This window comes from Saccharospirillaceae bacterium, from assembly GCA_022448365.1.
GTDB lineage: Bacteria > Pseudomonadota > Gammaproteobacteria > Pseudomonadales > Oceanobacteraceae > Bacterioplanoides.
This window is the reverse complement of record JAKVCS010000003.1, coordinates 1-17,297: the sequence shown is the minus strand read 5'-3', so window position 1 is coordinate 17,297 and position 17,297 is coordinate 1. Positions and strand designations below refer to the sequence as shown.

Below are 17,297 nucleotides of genomic sequence, written 5' to 3'. Positions count from 1 at the left end.
TCTTACATTCCGCAGAATTCAGACTCCCGAAAGGCGCACCCTATGCACGTACTAGGTCATTTATCCGTCGAACAATTCCTGCGTGATTACTGGCAGAAAAAACCTGTATTAATCCGCAACGCCTGGCCCGAGTTCGAGCCACTTATGCCTGCCGACGAATTAGCTGGCCTGAGTCTGGAGCAGGAAATTGAGTCCCGCTTGATTATTGAAGACGGGATTGCAAACGATAGTGACGGTGGGCCATGGCAACTCAAATGCGGCCCGTTCACCGAGGAAGACTTCCGCTTACTGCCAGACGATAAATGGACACTACTGATTCAGGGTGTCGACCAATGGATTCCAGAGGCAGCTGATCTGCTGGAGCACTTTCGTTTTATTCCCTCGTGGCGCATTGACGACCTGATGATCAGTTATGCAGTAGACGGTGGCAATGTTGGCCCACATTACGATCAGTACGATGTGTTCTTACTCCAGGCAGAAGGTCAGCGTGAATGGTCAGTTGGCCAACTATGCTCGGAGCATAGTCCGTTCATCGAAGGCCCCAAAATACGGATTCTAGAAGAGTTCAATGAGACCGATTGCTGGGTATTAAACCCAGGCGACATGCTGTATCTGCCACCCCTGTTTGCTCATCACGGAGTCGCAAGGGGTGAGTGCATGACCTACTCTATCGGATTTCGCGCACCTTCCCAGCTCGAACTGGCACAGGCTGCACTGGATGAGGTTCTGGTGAGTGCCAGCGAAGACAAGCGCTATCAGGACCCCGATCTAGGCGTGCAAAAACATAGCAGTGAAATCGACAGCAATGCGGCTGAACGACTGAGAAACACCCTCAATTCTGCCCTGGCGGATGAGACTGTTTGTCAGCGTATTCTTGGCAAACTAATGACGGAAGCCAAGTACCCGGAGCATCGTCCTGAGAGCATTGATGAACTTAGCTGGTCCGATATTGAACGACAGTTAAACACCAGCGGCCAGTTGCGCAAATCCGAATTTGCCCGCTTCGCTTTCGGCAAGGCTAGTCATGCCGTCGAGTTTTTCTATCAAGGTCAGTCTCTGATAATGGCAGCCAGCGAGCTGCCATTGATTGAACAACTGTGCGACGCCAATGCGATAAATATTGAAGCCATCTTGCGGCATGCAGTCACTCAAGAGGCAAGGAACCTGTTGACCACGCTATTCCGACAACAATTGTTATACACTGAAGATTGAGTGATGGTCGCGACAGATACAAGGTATGACAACGTGGAAGTAAAAATCGCCGACTGGGCGGATCGAGTACAAAGAGATATCCTGCGAGACATTCGTCAGCGGGTGTTTGTCGAAGAGCAAGGCGTCCCGGTTGAAGAAGAATGGGACGACAAAGATAGTAACGCCGTGCACTTTATGGCGATGGATGGAAAGCGTCCGGTCGGGTGTGCCCGCTTATTTGCCGATGGGTATTTTGGCCGTATGGCAGTATTGGCCGAGCATCGCGATCAACACTGGGGATCGCGCCTGATCAAAACGATGGGCGATTACTACCAAAGAGAAATGGGCGGTCGAATGCTTAAAGCATCAGTACAAGCTCAGGCCTTTAATTTTTACCTGCGAAATGGATTTACTCCCGAAGTTGAGTTTTTCTGGGATGCAGCCATTCCCCACCTGACCATGACCAAAATACTTGGCCGCGACCACAGTGTCAGTCATGACTTTAAACTCGGTGAAGACTCTCAGGTTTACACCTATCAAAACAACGCAGCGATTGAGGGGCTGTTTCAGATCGGCTGCCAAAATCGTCCCAAGACCATTGTCCTCATGATTAATGATCTGCAACACCCCATGTGGTCGTCGAGCAGTTCGCTTGACTCTATAAAGCGCTTTATTCGCAGCTCAACAAAGCGACACATCCAGATACTCATTGATTCAGAGTATGCTGGTATTAACGATCATCCACTGATTCAGCTGGCGTCCAGAGTAAGCAGCCGTATTGAACTTAAAGTACACAGTGGCTTAAAAATGAACGGCGCACTGTTTGAACCGTATGGTTATTTATTAGCCAGTGGCAGTGACGTAAAGGCGTGTTTTAACGACCGCTCAACTACCAGCCGTTACAAGGAGCAATTCACAGAACTTTGGACCAGTGCACGACCAACCCGCGAAGCACGGCGAATACACTTGTAAGCGCCGCACAACCGGCCATTTATGCGCTGTAATTCGTTGAAAGAAACACAAAGACGTGCATCGCAAGCACAACGGACGTCAGTATCAGTCTCAATTTTTTATAAGATGCTTCGTACGCAGTTTTAAACAGTGGGTTGGCTTCAATCCACAACAGCAACACAAAGCCAACCGATAACATTAACACCGCAACGTTAATCGGTAGAAAATAGGCTATGGTTCCCCAGAGAAAAGCACCGATCGATAATGCCAACAATGTGTTGTCAATTTTTTCCGGGTTCGCCTGCTCCACTCCCCAACAGCCCCCCGCCATAAAAGCGAGAATCAGAACCGAATAGAGTTTGAACAGTTCTGCAGCCCCTTCAATACCAATTCCCACGGCAAGACCAATGGATACAAACGGGATCAGACCCGCATATCCCAAACGTTCAGATAAACTCAAAGACTTCATCATCGGCAGTTCCTTTTTTAGTATTCTTTCTAAATATAAAACAAAAAAGCCATGACGGTGCTCCGTTATGGCTTTTTATTTATCTGCGGTGATCAATATTGATTAGCGGTCCATCAGCAAAGCTTCTACCCGCTCAACATCTTCTGGCGTATCAATGCCATGACCCGGAGGCTCGTCAATAATTGACATATGAATTTTCACGCCATACCAAAGTGCCCGCAATTGCTCGAGCGCCTCAGTCGTTTCAAGCGCGCACACTGCCATTTTCTGATACTGCCGCAAAAATGAAACGCGGTAACCGTACATGCCAATATGACGAAACACTGGCATCTTGGTCGTCATTTCATCCGTTCCATCCTTATAGCCGTCACGATCCCATGGGATGCTGGCACGACTGAAATACATCGCGAACTGATCCTTATCTAAAACGACTTTAACAACATTCGGATCAAAAGCATCGCGACTCCCGGACAACGGAGTACACACAGAACTCATACCAGCCTGCGGATAATCAATCAGGCTCTGGGCTGTCTTTTCGACTAATTCCTGCGGAATCAGTGGTTCATCACCCTGAAGATTGACGATAACAACATCGTCTCCCCAGCCCTTAATGTCAGCAACTTCCGCAATACGCTCAGTGCCATTGTCATGGTCTGGTGAGGTCATAACCACCTCAGCACCAAATGAAACAGCCTCCCGCTGAATTCTCTCGTTATCAGTGGCAATCACGATGTCTTTCACGCCGGTCTCCAGCGCTCTTTCGTAAACATGTTGAATCATGGTCTTGCCAGCCAACTCAAGAAGCGGCTTACCCGGCAAACGCGATGACGCATAACGCGCCGGAATTACAATTTTATATTCGGACATTTCTTTCCCTTTCGATACAAGCTGCCTCGCTGAGATGCAACCTCATCATTGGCTACTATTGAGCGCCGTAATAATCTCGATACCAGACAGCAAATTTCTCAATACCATCCTTTAACGGTGTATTGGGGGCAAATTCGACATCTTCAATCAGATCATCAACATTGGCATACGTGCGAACAACGTCACCCGCCTGCATCTCCATGTAATTTTTGTCGGCCTCAACGCCAAGAACATCTTCAATGGTCTGAATAAATTCACCCAATTGCACGGTATTATGGTTACCAATATTGTAAATTTTATAGGGCGCTGAACTGCGGCTGCTATCCCCCGATTCCGGCGTCCAATCAGCGCCCGCGCCCGCTGGAATTTTCTCAGTGATACGAGTAACACCTTCAACAATATCATCGATATAAGTGAAGTCGCGCTGCATTTTCCCATGGTTATAGACGTCGATAGATTCGCCACTGAGAATCTTCTTAGTGAAACCAAAATACGCCATATCCGGCCGCCCCCAAGGTCCGTACACGGTGAAAAAACGCAATCCCGTGGTTGGCACACCGTAGAGGTGCGAGTACGTATGAGCCATTAACTCATTCGACTTTTTTGTTGCAGCGTACAACGATACCGGGTGATCAACACGATCGGCAGTTGAATAAGGTATGTCGGTATTCAGGCCATAAACGGAACTGGAAGAGGCATACACTAAATGCTGTACCTTATGATTGCGGCAGCCTTCCAGGATATTAACAAAGCCAACAAGATTACTATCAACGTATGCGTGTGGATTTTCGATCGAATACCGCACGCCGGCCTGGGCTGCTAAATGCACGACACGATCAAATTGATGCTCAGCAAAAATAGCCTCAACCTGATCGCGATCGGCCAGTTCAGCTTTTACAAACTGAAAACCATTCAGTTCTGCCAACCAATCCAGGCGAGACTCCTTTAAAGACACATCATAATAGTCATTGAGATTATCAATACCAACGACTTCATGCCCCTGTTCGACAAACTGCTTACTGGTAAATGAACCAATAAACCCTGCCGCACCCGTAACCAATATTTTCATGATCTATCCGAATTAATTGTCTGATTTTTGTTTTTCAAACTCTGGCAGCATGGCTTTTATATAAGCCTCATCGAGAGGCATCCTGCTACCAAGAATAATATCTGCAACTTCACGGGCGACCCCCTTACCACCTTTGACTTCGGTGATCAGATCCGCATGGTCTCTCACCAACCAAAAGGCATCTTTAGGAGCAACGCTCAGGCCAATACGCTTCATAACCTTAAGGTCGATAACATCATCACCGACGTAACAGACTTCTTCGGGGGTAAACCAAAGCTCGTCCAATAAGGAGGATAATTGTGACCATTTGTCTTTGCAGCCCGGATAAAAGTGCCCCACTCCCAGGTCAGCAACACGTTTTTTGAGAGGTGCAGAATCCTTAGCAGAAATAATGGCCGTAACGACGTCATATTCACCCAACAACTTGATGCCAACACCGTCTTTAACATTAAAGTGTTTTACTTCTTCACCAGTGGCTGAGTAACTCAGCGTACCGTCTGTTAAAACGCCATCAACATCAAACACGACAAGCTTAACCGCACGTGCTTTTTCTTTTATTACATTTGGAAGATGAACCATAATTCCACCTGAACAGTAGTTACTCAGGCAATTGTAACCTGATTCCTCAGGATTTATCATTTGGCTTTAAGCATTCCGAGAACCGGAAAAGAAATGGCATCCCCAAGGGGATTCGAACCCCTGTTACCGCCGTGAAAGGGCGGTGTCCTAGGCCTCTAGACGATGGGGACACTAAGACAAACATAATGAGATTTGGTGGAGCCTAGCGGGATCGAACCGCTGACCTCAACACTGCCAGTGTTGCGCTCTCCCAGCTGAGCTAAGGCCCCGTCTCAAAACGTGGGCGTATATTACGTTTCAGCTCCTATACTGTCAACACTATTTTTTCCATTCCCCTTAAAAAAATTCTCTAAAACAACAACTTACGGCATAACAACGTAATTTGTGCAGAAATCCGACAGCTCAAACCATAAAAACAAAAATAAAAAAGCCCGCTAGTAATGCGGGCTTTCCGGTCAGGCACAAAGCACTCAGGCCCCTGCTATCTCAGCCTCGATCGCAGCCGAAATTGAGCGATACTCCTTTTCCATCTTTTTCATCTTTTTCTTACCAACACCACCAAGGGTATCAAGTGCGTGACGCACCCGTGCACGACTCATATCCGGTCCGAGCAACGCCATGGTATCAAGCACCGAAATGGTGGCGGACGTGCCAGCAATGGCCATAAAGAACGGATACAGGAAATCGCGCACTTTCAGTTCCAACTGTTTTGCCAGAGCAAACAGACGCTTTTCGATTTCTTCTTTTTCCCATTGACGAATCGCTTCAAGCTGCCACAAACCATATTGAACAGTCGCCAGCATCTTATCTTCGTCATACGCTTTATGTTCAAACTGCTCCTTCGTGAGAACCTGCAGACCTGCCAGGAAATGTCCTGCGAGCGGTGCAACGTCTGAGAATACTTCCACGCGCGGTTGAATATGAGGAATGATCGGATTCACTTTCTCAGGCTGCAGACCCCATGCGGCAAATCGCTGAGCAAACGCATCGACGTCAAGATCACGCAACCATAAACTGTTCAGCCAACGCAATTTTTCAACATCAAATACCGGGCCACCCAGAGACACTCGCTGAATATCAAAATTACCGAACATTTCATCACGCGAGAACTTCTCACGTTCATCCGGCATCGACCAACCCATGCGACCGAGGTAATTCAATACCGCCTCTGGCATAAAGCCCATACGCTCATAAAACATAATCGACGTCGGGTTTTTACGCTTGCTCAGCTTCGACTTATCCGGGTTACGCAACAGCGGCATATGGCACAACGCCGGCATGTCCCAACCAAAGTACTGATACAACAACTTATGTTTAGGGGCAGAGCTGATCCACTCCTCTCCACGGATTACATGAGTAATCTGCATAAGATGATCATCCACAACGTTTGCCAGATGATACGTCGGCATGCCATCGGATTTCAGCAGAATCTGAGCATCAACCTGAGACCAATCCAGCTCAATTACACCGCGCAACATATCCGTTACTTCACATACACCCTCTTCCGGCACCATCATGCGAACCACAAAAGGCGCGCCGGCGGCTTCTCGTGCGGCCACCTCTTCATCAGATAACTTCAGATCGGAAGGCTTCAACGCCATGCTGTTGCCAGACTCCTGGCGCTCTGTACGTAATGCATCCAGCTCATCGGTGGTGCGGTAACACTTAAACGCATGCCCGCTCTCAAGCAACTTATCGACGTGTTCGAGATAGATAGCTTTACGCTCACTCTGACGGTACGGACCAAAGTCACCGCCACAATCAGGGCCTTCATCCCAATCCATACCCAACCAGTTAAGGCTATCCATAATCGCTTGTTCAGACTCGGGCGTGCTGCGTGCCTGGTCGGTATCTTCTATACGTAAGACGAACTGACCGCCATGCTGGCGTGCAAAAGCCAGGTTAAATAATGCGATGTAAGCTGTGCCTACGTGAGGATCACCGGTTGGAGAAGGTGCAACGCGGGTGCGAACCGTCATAATGGATATCTCTGGTTAGGATTGAAAACGTCGCGATTATAAAGAAAGAAGCACAATAAAAAAACGCAGCGTTTTGCTGCGTTCTGATTTATCGGATGAAGCACTGCTGTCAGGCAGATTGGCGAATCTCAACTTCCATGCCACTGATGATATCGATCACCCGCGAGCTGGCGCTCTCCATCCGTTGTAAGTGTTGGATGGCTTTACTTTCATCATGATTTTTGAAGCATTCAAGGGCTTTAAAGCCACTTTCATGAACTTCACGATGCGGATCTTCCAAACGCGAGTATGAGCTAAGGTGGCGATATTTTTCATAGCCAATCCCCTCAGAATACCACTGACCAAGGCGACAACTGGTGTGGTCGCCCATGCCTTCGATCGAACCCACATCGTTACTCCAGATACGGTTATACACCTGAGATTTCCAGACAACATGATCCAGCTTCACCGTTTCAAGGAAACTCTCCGCTGCGGTGTACGAAAAACTTTGCGACACACGCCTGGACACATCCCCGAGCGCCTGAATATGGTCTGAAACCTTTTGCACCTCAGCCGCCAAATATGTGCCCTGATCACCCACCGACGTAATCCCGGACGACACCCGATCAACTTCTCCGCTAATGGTAGAAATCAGCGCTCCGATTTCCGCGGTTGCCTCGGCCGTTCGCTGAGCCAGAGTTCTCACCTCATCAGCTACCACTGCAAAACCGCGGCCCTGCTCACCAGCACGAGCCGCCTCGATGGCCGCATTCAGTGCCAGCAGGTTTGTCTGCTCAGAAATCCCCTGGATAAGGCCAACGAAGTTCTCGATACCACTGGCAACGCTTTTCAATCCGCCAACGGCCTCTGAAGCATCTGAGGATTTCTCCCGGATACCCGACAGCTGCTCAGTCAACCCTCCCAGGGTCGAACTGATATCACCAACTTCGTGAAGTGAATCTTCAATCTGAGAGTTTTCCTCGGTGAGATTCGTGGCAGATTCAGCCAACGTATTGCGGATCTGATCGATCGTCTCGTTGGACGAGAACCATAAATTGCGCATGTCCTCCATATGCGTATATTGATTCAGGCTGTAGAGACTGCGCATATCGGCCACATCCTTCACTTTACGCAGTAACTCGTTGTCGCGTTCCAACTGTTCAATTCTGCGCTCCAGCGCAACCACCTGAGCAGACGGTTCATTAGACTTTTTATTAGAGAAAAACACACAGCCTCCAGAGATTCTTTATGCACTAACAGAATTAAATATAGGAAAGATTCTGAGCTTTGCCGGATAAGAAAAAAGAATTAGGAGTATTTCGGATACACTGAACGACCAAATGCGCCACAAGTTTTCATCCCAATACCTGAGCCGTTACGTACCTATGGAATGTGTGGCAAGGCAACTGGGGCGCTCTGATACATCCATGATCAAGAAGCATCACGGCCGCTGGATACCTAATGAGTCCCTGTCTATGGCTGGATTGGTTTGTGAAATGCTTGACTTTGAAGCACCCGAGGAAAACACGCAGCCGTCTAAAAAATCAGTTTCTCGATAAAACTCTGAAGTCAGATTGAAGATTACGACAATGCTCTTTTAACTGAGTTTTGCGCTCCTCATTCATCGACAAGCTACCAATCGCAGCGGGCCATAAAGTACGCTACGCGCAAGAGCTGATTCTTCCCAGACACGGTATATGGCACCTACTGGAAGCCCTCAAGAACCAGAAAATAGGATCTGGCCTGCTGACCCAAGCATTCGCTCCCTACGCCTATCCTGAATTTGGGTTTTATGCTACTTGCCTAAGCAGCCGGCAGCTCTCCCCTCTACTACCCGTGCACTTCTTGCTCTGGCAGTTGGAATGTCGAGTGATTCCCAGTAAAAACGGGGATTTCAAACAAGGATAAGTACTAAAACCTATAACCAACACCTGACGAAACACTAAAACCTATATTTGACATCAAGGCAGCTCTCTACTGGAAGATCCCATGAACGATGTATCGCAAAAGTTGGCCGACTCCCTGGAGCACCTAAAGCTTTTGCAAGCTAACCAAAAGCCCTTCACCAGTGACAAGCCTAGAGTCTACAGTTTGTATCCACCGTGCATTGATGCCAGATTTATTCCTGGGTTCAGCCGAAGACAATTATTCAAGATATAATGCCCTGTATCTATTTGCAGTAAGAGGAGACCCATTTGCACGCGCTTCAAGAGTAAGATGACGATAATGCTCTGCTGCCCTCCTGGGTGAAAGTTCTTCCATGTTTGTGGCTTCAAATCCAAAAGCACAGGAGGTAAATGGTCAACGTTAGGATGCTTCTTCTTCAAATCACTGAGAAAAGTAAAAGCAGCACCAGCAACATCGGACTGTACGTCGGAAACCCCATCTGCAACTATCTAAGCGAAGGTAGAACCAAACCCATAGCCAGAATTTTCATTTTCTGTAAAAATCGACAAGGAATCAGACAGACATCACCTCAGGGCTAAAAAGCATCACGCAAAATATCGAAACGGTATTTGGTAAAGAATTATCGAAATCACACAACATAAGAAATACAAAAAAAGGTTATGTACAACTCCTTGGAAAAGATACGAACTTACATCAAAAAAAATTATTCAAACCAAAAATAACAAAGAAAATGAAATCAAAAAAACTAGCGTATATATGAACTTTCGATGTAAATCGATCTCCCTCATACACCTTTGCCGACACGACTATCAGATATGGAATCATACACTAAGTGGGTAACTATCATCTAGCTTTCGGATAAATCGTTGTTTTTCGCTGCCACTATTAAACCCGATTTCAGAAGCAATCTCCTTGATAGCAATCTCCTTTGGAACAACGTCCATAGTCTCAGAAATCAGATCCCTAGCACTATCAACATCACTTTCAATCTCTATACCTATAACGCTGAACCAATATTCATATGAATATGCCAAAAATATCCCGGCGTTCCTGGAAAAAACAAATGTTTTTTCACAAACAAATGTTTCTTTCAGCATAAAACTTTCTACGTCGTCTAACGAAACTTCATAAAGCCAGTCTTCGCCCCCTTCTAGCAAAAGGATCTGCAGTTTAGTTTCCCCAAATCGACTTACTAACTTCGAGAAACCAGCCAAATCAATAGCGCCTCGATCAAATGCCAAACTAGTAACACTATCTTTAAATACACCATCTAAAATATCTTTTTCCATCTCAAAATGACGGGATAAGTAGTTTTTAATTGTCTGCTTTTTTTCACCTAGTATTTCGTACATATCCATCCCCTATCCCAATTTTATGTGTTTGTCTACCACCCTCATTCCGGCCAAAAGTGACAGATCCTGTTTTGCTATTATACTTGGTATAAGTCAGACCACCTTGGTGTAGTTTACATTCCCCCTAGCATCGGTACCTTGATTAAGATCGCGCTCTAACAATCTATCAGAAAATGAATCTGTAGCTTCATTGGTAACAATATTCTTTTGGTTGTTCTTCTCTAGAGACTTTGAAGTATTTTTTGCAGTACTTGTAATTTTCTCATCACAATTATAAACCAACAACCCAGCATCACCCGCATAATAGGTATGCCAATCACTGACTTCTAAGTTATAGGTTGTCTCAACTTTATTCAGGTACTTAAAGTCAACAACCGTAAGTGTCTTGCCGTCCCGTCGCTCAACTTCTAAGCCCGGCACCAGGTTAATACTGTCCAGCCAGCCAAAGTCTTTTACCCAGATCGGATGATCATCCGTCCCTTCGATACATTCACGCTCACCTGATTCTGAGTTTTCCAGAATGAGTTCATACAGTGGGCGATCCTGAATAATAAATAACTGCTCGACCGGCTTATAACCCTGCTCTCCGGTGGCAACGTTTTTAGCCAGAACCTGATCGCATAGAATTTATTGCAACCAAAGCAAACATCAGTGACGCTTAAAGTTCCGAACCACACTGACTACAACCCCAAACACGTCCAATGCTTCATCTTTAGGGATAATTATCGGCGGGTAAGCAGGATTACACGCTACCAGCTGAGGCACTCGGCGCAACTCAAGGCGTTTACAGGTTAGCTCTCCATTCCAGCCAGCAATCACGATATCGGCATGACCCGCTTCCAGAGAACGATCAACAACCAAAATATCACCATCCTCTATCCCGGCATTCACCATAGAGTCGCCCTGGACTCTCACAAAGTAAGTGGCTGCTGGATGCACAACTCGTTCAAGCCCAACGTCGTTTCAATGTAGTCGGTAGCAGGCGACGGAAATCCCGCCGATACATGCGATACATAAAACGGCACATTATACACAGACAGAGAATCTGCCCGATCCAATACAGACAAGACCATAAATACTTACTTAGCTCGAATACTGCTTATCTATACAGAACTATATCCAATTAGATATCGACAAGAGCCAAATGAGGTCAAGAATGGAATTTATGCTAATCAGCATTGCGGGGTATCTATGGTTCGAAGTAGAAAAGTATGAGCGCAGGTGCAGAGCAAGCGGCGTAGAGCCGAGAGTCATTCAACTAAGAATAACCAAGCGTAAGTGCCGAAATTAACGACAACCCAATTATCCCCAAAAGTGTACTGTGGTACTGATTTGCTCCGAAGCGTCAGATACACAAAAAATAACAAAATCTAAAATGGGGATAGATTGGGGGATGGATTTTTAACAGACATAAAAAAGCCCTGATAAATCAGGGCTTTTGAATTAGTGGCGGTGAGGGAGGGATTCGAACCCTCGATACCTTTCGGTATACACACTTTCCAGGCGTGCTCCTTCGGCCACTCGGACACCTCACCAAGCTGACTTAACGTCAGAGGCCGCGAACTATACGCAGTGATTGCGTTAAGGTCAACACCATTTCTCTAATTCTTTGTTTTTATTCGCTTTTTCCTTCCCAGCTGGTTAAGAAGTCAGTGCTTTTAAGCTCTGGCGGTTGTTTCAGCTTACAATTCACCTGACCGATGTAAATAAAGCCCACAATTTCTTCATCATTTGCTAAACCAAGCCCTTGCTTCACCTCAGCGTTATACGCCAGATCACCAGTACGCCAGATCGCACCCAGCCCCATCGCCCAGGCAGCGCTCAGAATATTCTGAATACCCGCCCCAGTGGAGAGCAACAATTCTTCTCTTGGCACCTTTGGATGCTCAACGATTTTTGTTACCGCGATTAACACCAGTGGCGCGCGCAATGCCATATTACGGATCTTGCGTTGCTTTTCCGGCGACAATTGCTCGCGATTGGGTGTTGCCTGATAAAACACCTCACCTAGCGCGACACGACTTTCCCCTTGCACTGAGATATATCGACTGGGCCTCAGCCAGGCGTGGTCCGGTGCCCTCAGAGCAGCCTGAATAAGAGTCTCCAGCTGGTCGGCTGTAACATCAGGGCCGGTAAGCTGCGGCGCAGAGACCCGTTGTAAGATATTTTGCAAGGCTTCCATATAGTTACCGCTCAATAATTCTGAAATGTCGCTATTGTATCCTGACATCAACGACATAGCAGCCTGACTTAAGAGTCAATGACTTGCCGCTGACGACAATTCTGGGTATATAGATGTACAGATTCGCCGCCTCAGCTCTGCCAGCGCCGACCAATAACTACAACGATTCAGGTTCTGACAATGTTTGACCCGCAAGAAACGGCTCAATTTTCAGAGACAACTCTGCCTAAGCAAGACTATCTCGCCCGCATCATGGGCTACAGTGTTGCCGTGGTTACAACACTGGTGGGCATCATTCAGGGTCACTACAGTACAAACGCATTTGGCGTTGTTATCATTGCCCTGCTCTACCCTCACCTGATTCATGTCATCAGTCGCCCCTTTCGTAAACGACACGCCTATTCAACACGCCAGTTTATGATTCATGGTGATGCTGTACTGTGTGGTATTTTTCTCGCCTACCTGCACCTGCCGATTCAGCTGGTGGTATTGTTTCTGATCATGATCAATACCAGCTTTATTATCGTTGGCAGTGTTACCGCCTGGGCTTTTTGCGTCATCTCATTAGTGTCCGGCGGTGCTGCCGGCCTGCTGATGTTCGGTTATCACAAAGCGGCACCCATACCAGACCCGGTATTTATTACTGCGGCACTGGGTGTCGGCATGCATTTGGCTATTTCAGCATTTAACAGCAATCGACAAGCCCGTGACCTGATGCGGTTGAAACTCAAATTTCAGGGTCAGGTCGAACGTTTCCAGGCGCTGTCTCAGCAAGTCTCACGCTATGTTGCACCTCAGGTTTGGCAATCTATTTTCTCAGGCAGGCGCCAGGCCAAGCTCGAAACTCAACGCAAAAAGCTGGTTATATTCTTTTCCGACATTGTTGGCTTCTCAGCATTATCAGAGCAAATGGAGGCGGAAGCCTTCACCGACCTGCTGAATCAGTACCTGACCGATATGTCGCGTATTGCACTGAAACACGGCGGCACCATTGATAAATTCATTGGTGACGGGATGATGATATTTTTTGGCGACCCCTCCAGCAAAGGTACAAAAGGTGATGCCATCGCCTGTGTTTCAATGGCAATCGAAATGCGCCGTCATATGCTGCGCCTGCGAAAACAATGGGCAGAAATTGGTATGACTGCTCCGCTGCAAATTCGCATGGGCATCAATACGGGTTATTGCACCGTTGGAAATTTCGGCACAGAGAGCCGCATGGACTACACCATTATCGGTAAAGAGGTGAATCTCGCCAGCCGCTTGGAATCCAAGGCCGAACCCGGAGAAATTCTCATTTCCCATGAAACCTATGCGCTGGTGAAAGATAAGGTTATCTGCCGCAAACGTGGCACAACTGAGGTAAAAGGCTTTCGTGATCCACTGCCCCTGTATCAAATCGTTGACTACCGTCGCGACCTGGGAGCAAATCCAAGCTTTATGAATCATGAAACTGACGGTTTTTCACTGCATCTGGAGTCGGACAAAATCCGTGAAGAAGACCGGGATGCGGTCGCCGCAGCCCTGGAAAAGGCGGCTACTAAAATCCGCAATAAGATTGTGGCCTGACCAAAAGTCAGGCCATGATGTGTCAGCACTGCTTATTGGCGGGAGAGACGAAAGTTCACTGCAGTTGCTTCAGGGTCTGTGCTGCGAAACGGATTAATGTCCAAGCCACCGCGTCGCACATAACGCGCATAAACGGTTAATGCTTGTGGCTTGCAGGCAAGCATAATGTCGCGAAAGGTGCGCTCGACGCACTGCTCATGGAAGTCCTGATGCTGGCGCAATGAAACCACATAAGATAACAAACCGGCCATATCAATGCGCTTACCCGTGTATCGGATATAGAGGCTACCCCAATCAGGTTGCCCCGTAACCGGACAGTTAGACTTCAATAAATGGCTGCACAACCAGCCATCAAACTCCCCATCCGACACCTTAAGTAACGAGGCATCCAACTCGTAACTCTCGACACTGATGTCTTCATCATCGATGCATAATGCATCGGGTGCTGCAGCGAAAGTGGCGTCAATTGCGTGAAAAATCACCTCAACCGGCGCACCCGCCGCCGCCGACAAATCTCGTGCCATACGAGCCCGGACTTCTTCTGCAGAAGCTACTTTGGTCTGGTTATAGGAGTTGAGATACAACTTGAAGGATTTGGATTCAATCAAAAACTCTGACGTCGCAGGGATCCGGAATTCGGCTAAACACACATGTGGTTTACCTTTTGGATTCAGCCAGGAAATTTCATAACTGTTCCAGATATCCAGACCAAAGAACGGTACCTGATAACGGTCCAGCCCCTGACTTTTCCAACTTTCATCACGAGCAATGGGATACAGCAAAGTCGGATCATACACATCCTTATATTCGGATATCTGACCCAGCGGATTGTGCTCACTATTAACGGATGTCATAAATTTCCTGCCAACAATTTTCTGATTATTGTCTCATACCAACACCGCGACGCATCAGCCAGATGCAGTAAAGCGCTGCGACAATAATAAATGCAAACAACATGATAAATGAGGTCAAAAGATCCACATCCGAGACGCCTAAAATACCGTATCGGAAGGTATTTACCATGTACAATATAGGATTGAATAACGAAACGCTCTGCCAGAATTCAGGTAACAAACCAATAGAGTAAAACACTCCCCCAAGATACGTCAGAGGCGTTATCACAAAGGTCGGAATGATGGAGATATCATCGAATTTATTCGCAAAAATCGCGTTAATAAAACCACCCAGAGAAAACAGCACCGCCGACAACAGAATAACCGCTACGACGACGAACAGGTTATGAATCTGCAACTGGGTAAAATAGAGCGATAATAACGTGACAATCAAACCAACCAACACGCCACGAGCAACACCACCAGCGACAAAACCCAACAATATCGTTCCGGGGTGTACCGGAGCGACCATCATCTCTTCGACACTGCGTTGGAACTTATTACTAAAAAATGAGGAAGCAACATTACCATAAGCATTGGTAATTACACTCATCATAATTAAACCAGGCACAATAAACGCCATATAATCAACGCCTCCCATGTCACCAATTCGGGAGCCGATGAGATTACCAAAAATAATAAAATACAACGTCATTGTAATTGCCGGAGGAACCAACGTTTGCTGCCAGATTCGCATAAAACGACGAATTTCTTTCGTAACAATTGCCCTCAGGGCAACCCACTGCACACGCATGACAGACATTACTTTGACTCCTGAACCAGATTAACAAACAACTCTTCGAGGCGATTGGACTTGGTTCTCATGCTGCGTACTTCCAAACCAACCTCTGTCAACTGCTGAAAAATGGCATTGATGCTTTGTCCTTTCTCGACGGTAATCTCGATGCAGTCCTGAGACGCAACGAAAACGTCATAGCCGGGTAAAAGCAGACTCTCCGGAACCGTTGAATCCAGATCAAACACAAAAGTTTCTGTATGCAGCTGTGCTAACAACTCTCGAGTACTGGTCGCTTTTACAATTTCGCCCTGATTGATGATGGCAATATTGCGGCACAACTGCTCCGCTTCTTCCAGGTAATGCGTGGTTAAGATAATCGTGGTTCCCTGTTGATTTAACTGCTGCATAAACTCCCACATGGAACGGCGCAGTTCAATATCAACACCAGCTGTCGGCTCATCCAGAATCAGTACTTTCGGTTTGTGAACCAAAGCCCTGGCAATCATTAAGCGACGCTTCATACCGCCAGATAACATACGTGCCTGAGTTTCACGCTTATCCCACAGATCGAGCGCCTTTAATAAGTAGTCTGCATTTCCCTCTGCTTGCTTGGCGTTCAGGCCAAAAAATCCAGCCTGAGTAACAATAATGTCGCGCACTTTCTCGAATTGATTAAAGTTAAATTCCTGTGGTACCACCCCCAGGTCGCGCTTGGCGTTAAACGCCTGCGTATTCACATCATGACCCATAATGGCGGCGCTGCCAGACGTTTTCTGAACCAGTCCCGATACAATACCAAGCGTGGTAGACTTACCGGCTCCGTTCGGGCCAAGCAGTGCGAAAAAGTCGCCCTGTTCTACCGTCAGATCAATGCCTTTCAACGCCTGAAAGCCGTTGTCATAGACTTTGGATAAGCCCGACACCTGTAACGCTGGAACCATCTTGATAAGTACCTTTATGAATCAACCTGTAAATGAACGCCTGAACCATCACCTGCTATTGCTGAGTCAGGTACAACAACGAATGCAACGCGCCAATGAATCGAACCCTGGTGCGATAGCAGAAGAGATTTTACACCAGTTACAGCAACTGATTGAGCAACTCAAGGAACGCACTGATTCAGCCTACTGCACCGGACAAGACTGGCTGATCGGCATTCTGATTCACCAACCGCAACTGACACCCGTTATTGACCGGGATCTGCTTTGGTTCTTCGGTGGCGAATGCCTGCATTTTATGACTGATGAAGAAATCGATCTATTCCAGAGACTCGACGAGCAGGAAGCAGAACATGATACGTCATCCGGCAGTTTCGATCGCAATGCCGTCAAAGCCCTGCTGCAACAAAACTCCGATCAATTCGATGCATGACACTGAGTCTTTGCGCCCGATGCAACTTCGGGCGCCGCATATCCTGTCTCAGGATAACAGGCACAAAAAAAGCCGCATAAAATGCAGCTTTTATCGACCTCAAACCAACCACACGGTTTGATTTGGAGCGGGAAACGAGATTCGAACTCGCGACCCCGACCTTGGCAAGGTCGTGCTCTACCAACTGAGCTATTCCCGC

16 protein-coding genes, 4 tRNA genes and 2 pseudogenes are annotated in these 17,297 nt (G+C 47.2%); 4 read left to right on the top strand and 18 right to left on the bottom strand.

Features of this window, described 5'->3' with window-relative positions; all coding sequences use genetic code 11:
* Window positions 1–42: 42 nt before the first annotated feature.
* Both MK185_03745 and MK185_03740 read left to right on the top strand, forming a co-directional pair.
* Complete coding sequence (locus tag MK185_03745; GenBank protein ID MCH2039727.1) at window positions 43–1,212, top strand: cupin domain-containing protein; 1,170 nt, start codon at window positions 43–45, stop codon at window positions 1,210–1,212.
* A 33-nt stretch (window positions 1,213–1,245) separates the two neighbouring features.
* Entirely contained in the window at window positions 1,246–2,163 is a 918-nt protein-coding gene (locus tag MK185_03740) for a GNAT family N-acetyltransferase (GenBank protein ID MCH2039726.1), read from the top strand.
* 19 nt (window positions 2,164–2,182) lie between these two features.
* Here MK185_03740 and MK185_03735 read toward each other — a convergent pair whose 3' ends face one another.
* From MK185_03735 to MK185_03670, 14 genes and pseudogenes are all read right to left on the bottom strand, one after another.
* A complete protein-coding gene (locus tag MK185_03735) occupies window positions 2,183–2,614 on the bottom strand; it encodes a DUF3429 domain-containing protein (protein MCH2039725.1) in 432 nt (143 codons plus the stop codon).
* A gap of 99 nt (window positions 2,615–2,713) precedes the next feature.
* Complete coding sequence (kdsB, locus tag MK185_03730; protein MCH2039724.1) at window positions 2,714–3,478, bottom strand: 3-deoxy-manno-octulosonate cytidylyltransferase; 765 nt, start codon at window positions 3,476–3,478, stop codon at window positions 2,714–2,716.
* Window positions 3,479–3,533: 55 nt separating this feature from the next.
* Entirely contained in the window at window positions 3,534–4,547 is a 1,014-nt protein-coding gene (locus MK185_03725; GenBank protein MCH2039723.1) for an NAD-dependent epimerase, read from the bottom strand.
* A gap of 12 nt (window positions 4,548–4,559) precedes the next feature.
* Window positions 4,560–5,126: an HAD hydrolase family protein gene (locus MK185_03720; GenBank protein MCH2039722.1), complete on the bottom strand. Its 567-nt coding sequence runs from the start codon at window positions 5,124–5,126 to the stop codon at window positions 4,560–4,562.
* A 94-nt stretch (window positions 5,127–5,220) separates the two neighbouring features.
* Window positions 5,221–5,296: transfer RNA gene (locus MK185_03715), tRNA-Glu, on the bottom strand.
* A 23-nt stretch (window positions 5,297–5,319) separates the two neighbouring features.
* A tRNA-Ala gene (locus MK185_03710) sits at window positions 5,320–5,395 on the bottom strand.
* A gap of 201 nt (window positions 5,396–5,596) precedes the next feature.
* Entirely contained in the window at window positions 5,597–7,105 is a 1,509-nt protein-coding gene (gltX, locus tag MK185_03705; protein ID MCH2039721.1) for a glutamate--tRNA ligase, read from the bottom strand.
* 109 nt (window positions 7,106–7,214) lie between these two features.
* The gene (locus tag MK185_03700) at window positions 7,215–7,493 is read right to left on the bottom strand and encodes a CZB domain-containing protein (protein MCH2039720.1); all 279 of its coding nucleotides are present in this window, start codon (window positions 7,491–7,493) and stop codon (window positions 7,215–7,217) included.
* A 102-nt stretch (window positions 7,494–7,595) separates the two neighbouring features.
* Window positions 7,596–8,147, bottom strand: a pseudogene (locus MK185_03695) (methyl-accepting chemotaxis protein).
* Between the two features lie 1,666 nt (window positions 8,148–9,813).
* Window positions 9,814–10,344, bottom strand: coding sequence for a hypothetical protein (locus MK185_03690; protein ID MCH2039719.1), 531 nt, complete (start codon window positions 10,342–10,344; stop codon window positions 9,814–9,816).
* 93 nt (window positions 10,345–10,437) lie between these two features.
* Window positions 10,438–10,953 (bottom strand): HINT domain-containing protein, encoded by a 516-nt coding sequence (locus MK185_03685; GenBank protein ID MCH2039718.1) that lies wholly within the window; start codon window positions 10,951–10,953, stop codon window positions 10,438–10,440.
* A 39-nt stretch (window positions 10,954–10,992) separates the two neighbouring features.
* Window positions 10,993–11,417, bottom strand: a pseudogene (gene umuD, locus MK185_03680) (translesion error-prone DNA polymerase V autoproteolytic subunit).
* 374 nt (window positions 11,418–11,791) lie between these two features.
* A tRNA-Ser gene (locus MK185_03675) sits at window positions 11,792–11,879 on the bottom strand.
* An 80-nt stretch (window positions 11,880–11,959) separates the two neighbouring features.
* On the bottom strand, window positions 11,960–12,526 hold the full coding sequence (locus tag MK185_03670) for a nitroreductase (protein ID MCH2039717.1): 567 nt from the start codon (window positions 12,524–12,526) through the stop codon (window positions 11,960–11,962).
* 180 nt (window positions 12,527–12,706) lie between these two features.
* Here MK185_03670 and MK185_03665 point away from each other — a divergent pair, with 180 nt between their 5' ends.
* A complete protein-coding gene (locus MK185_03665; GenBank protein ID MCH2039716.1) occupies window positions 12,707–14,095 on the top strand; it encodes an adenylate cyclase in 1,389 nt (462 codons plus the stop codon).
* A gap of 32 nt (window positions 14,096–14,127) precedes the next feature.
* On the opposite strand, the gene queF is transcribed toward MK185_03665, so the two are convergent.
* From queF to MK185_03650, 3 genes are read right to left on the bottom strand one after another with little or no spacing between them, the layout of a single operon-like run.
* Window positions 14,128–14,949 (bottom strand): NADPH-dependent 7-cyano-7-deazaguanine reductase QueF, encoded by an 822-nt coding sequence (gene queF / locus MK185_03660; GenBank protein MCH2039715.1) that lies wholly within the window; start codon window positions 14,947–14,949, stop codon window positions 14,128–14,130.
* A gap of 25 nt (window positions 14,950–14,974) precedes the next feature.
* Entirely contained in the window at window positions 14,975–15,751 is a 777-nt protein-coding gene (locus tag MK185_03655; protein ID MCH2039714.1) for an ABC transporter permease, read from the bottom strand.
* Window positions 15,751–16,668, bottom strand: a complete 918-nt coding sequence (locus MK185_03650) for an ABC transporter ATP-binding protein (GenBank protein ID MCH2039713.1) — start codon at window positions 16,666–16,668, stop codon at window positions 15,751–15,753. Before MK185_03650 ends, MK185_03655 begins: the two co-directional genes overlap by 1 nt.
* 16 nt (window positions 16,669–16,684) lie before the next feature.
* Between MK185_03650 and MK185_03645 the strand changes: the two genes are divergently transcribed.
* Window positions 16,685–17,098: a hypothetical protein gene (locus tag MK185_03645; GenBank protein ID MCH2039712.1), complete on the top strand. Its 414-nt coding sequence runs from the start codon at window positions 16,685–16,687 to the stop codon at window positions 17,096–17,098.
* Window positions 17,099–17,221: 123 nt separating this feature from the next.
* Here MK185_03645 and MK185_03640 read toward each other — a convergent pair.
* Window positions 17,222–17,297, bottom strand: a tRNA-Gly gene (locus MK185_03640).

Coding starts and splice junctions, on each gene's coding strand:
- gltX (MCH2039721.1), bottom strand. CDS start 7,105: ATGACGGTTCGCACCCGCGTTGCACCTTCTCCAACCGGTGATCCTCAC.
- MK185_03645 (MCH2039712.1), top strand. CDS start 16,685: ATGAATCAACCTGTAAATGAACGCCTGAACCATCACCTGCTATTGCTG.
- MK185_03650 (MCH2039713.1), bottom strand. CDS start 16,668: ATGGTTCCAGCGTTACAGGTGTCGGGCTTATCCAAAGTCTATGACAAC.
- MK185_03670 (MCH2039717.1), bottom strand. CDS start 12,526: ATGGAAGCCTTGCAAAATATCTTACAACGGGTCTCTGCGCCGCAGCTT.
- queF (MCH2039715.1), bottom strand. CDS start 14,949: ATGACATCCGTTAATAGTGAGCACAATCCGCTGGGTCAGATATCCGAA.
- kdsB (MCH2039724.1), bottom strand. CDS start 3,478: ATGTCCGAATATAAAATTGTAATTCCGGCGCGTTATGCGTCATCGCGT.
- MK185_03690 (MCH2039719.1), bottom strand. CDS start 10,344: ATGTACGAAATACTAGGTGAAAAAAAGCAGACAATTAAAAACTACTTA.
- MK185_03665 (MCH2039716.1), top strand. CDS start 12,707: ATGTTTGACCCGCAAGAAACGGCTCAATTTTCAGAGACAACTCTGCCT.
- MK185_03655 (MCH2039714.1), bottom strand. CDS start 15,751: ATGTCTGTCATGCGTGTGCAGTGGGTTGCCCTGAGGGCAATTGTTACG.
- MK185_03720 (MCH2039722.1), bottom strand. CDS start 5,126: ATGGTTCATCTTCCAAATGTAATAAAAGAAAAAGCACGTGCGGTTAAG.
- MK185_03725 (MCH2039723.1), bottom strand. CDS start 4,547: ATGAAAATATTGGTTACGGGTGCGGCAGGGTTTATTGGTTCATTTACC.
- MK185_03735 (MCH2039725.1), bottom strand. CDS start 2,614: ATGATGAAGTCTTTGAGTTTATCTGAACGTTTGGGATATGCGGGTCTG.
- MK185_03745 (MCH2039727.1), top strand. CDS start 43: ATGCACGTACTAGGTCATTTATCCGTCGAACAATTCCTGCGTGATTAC.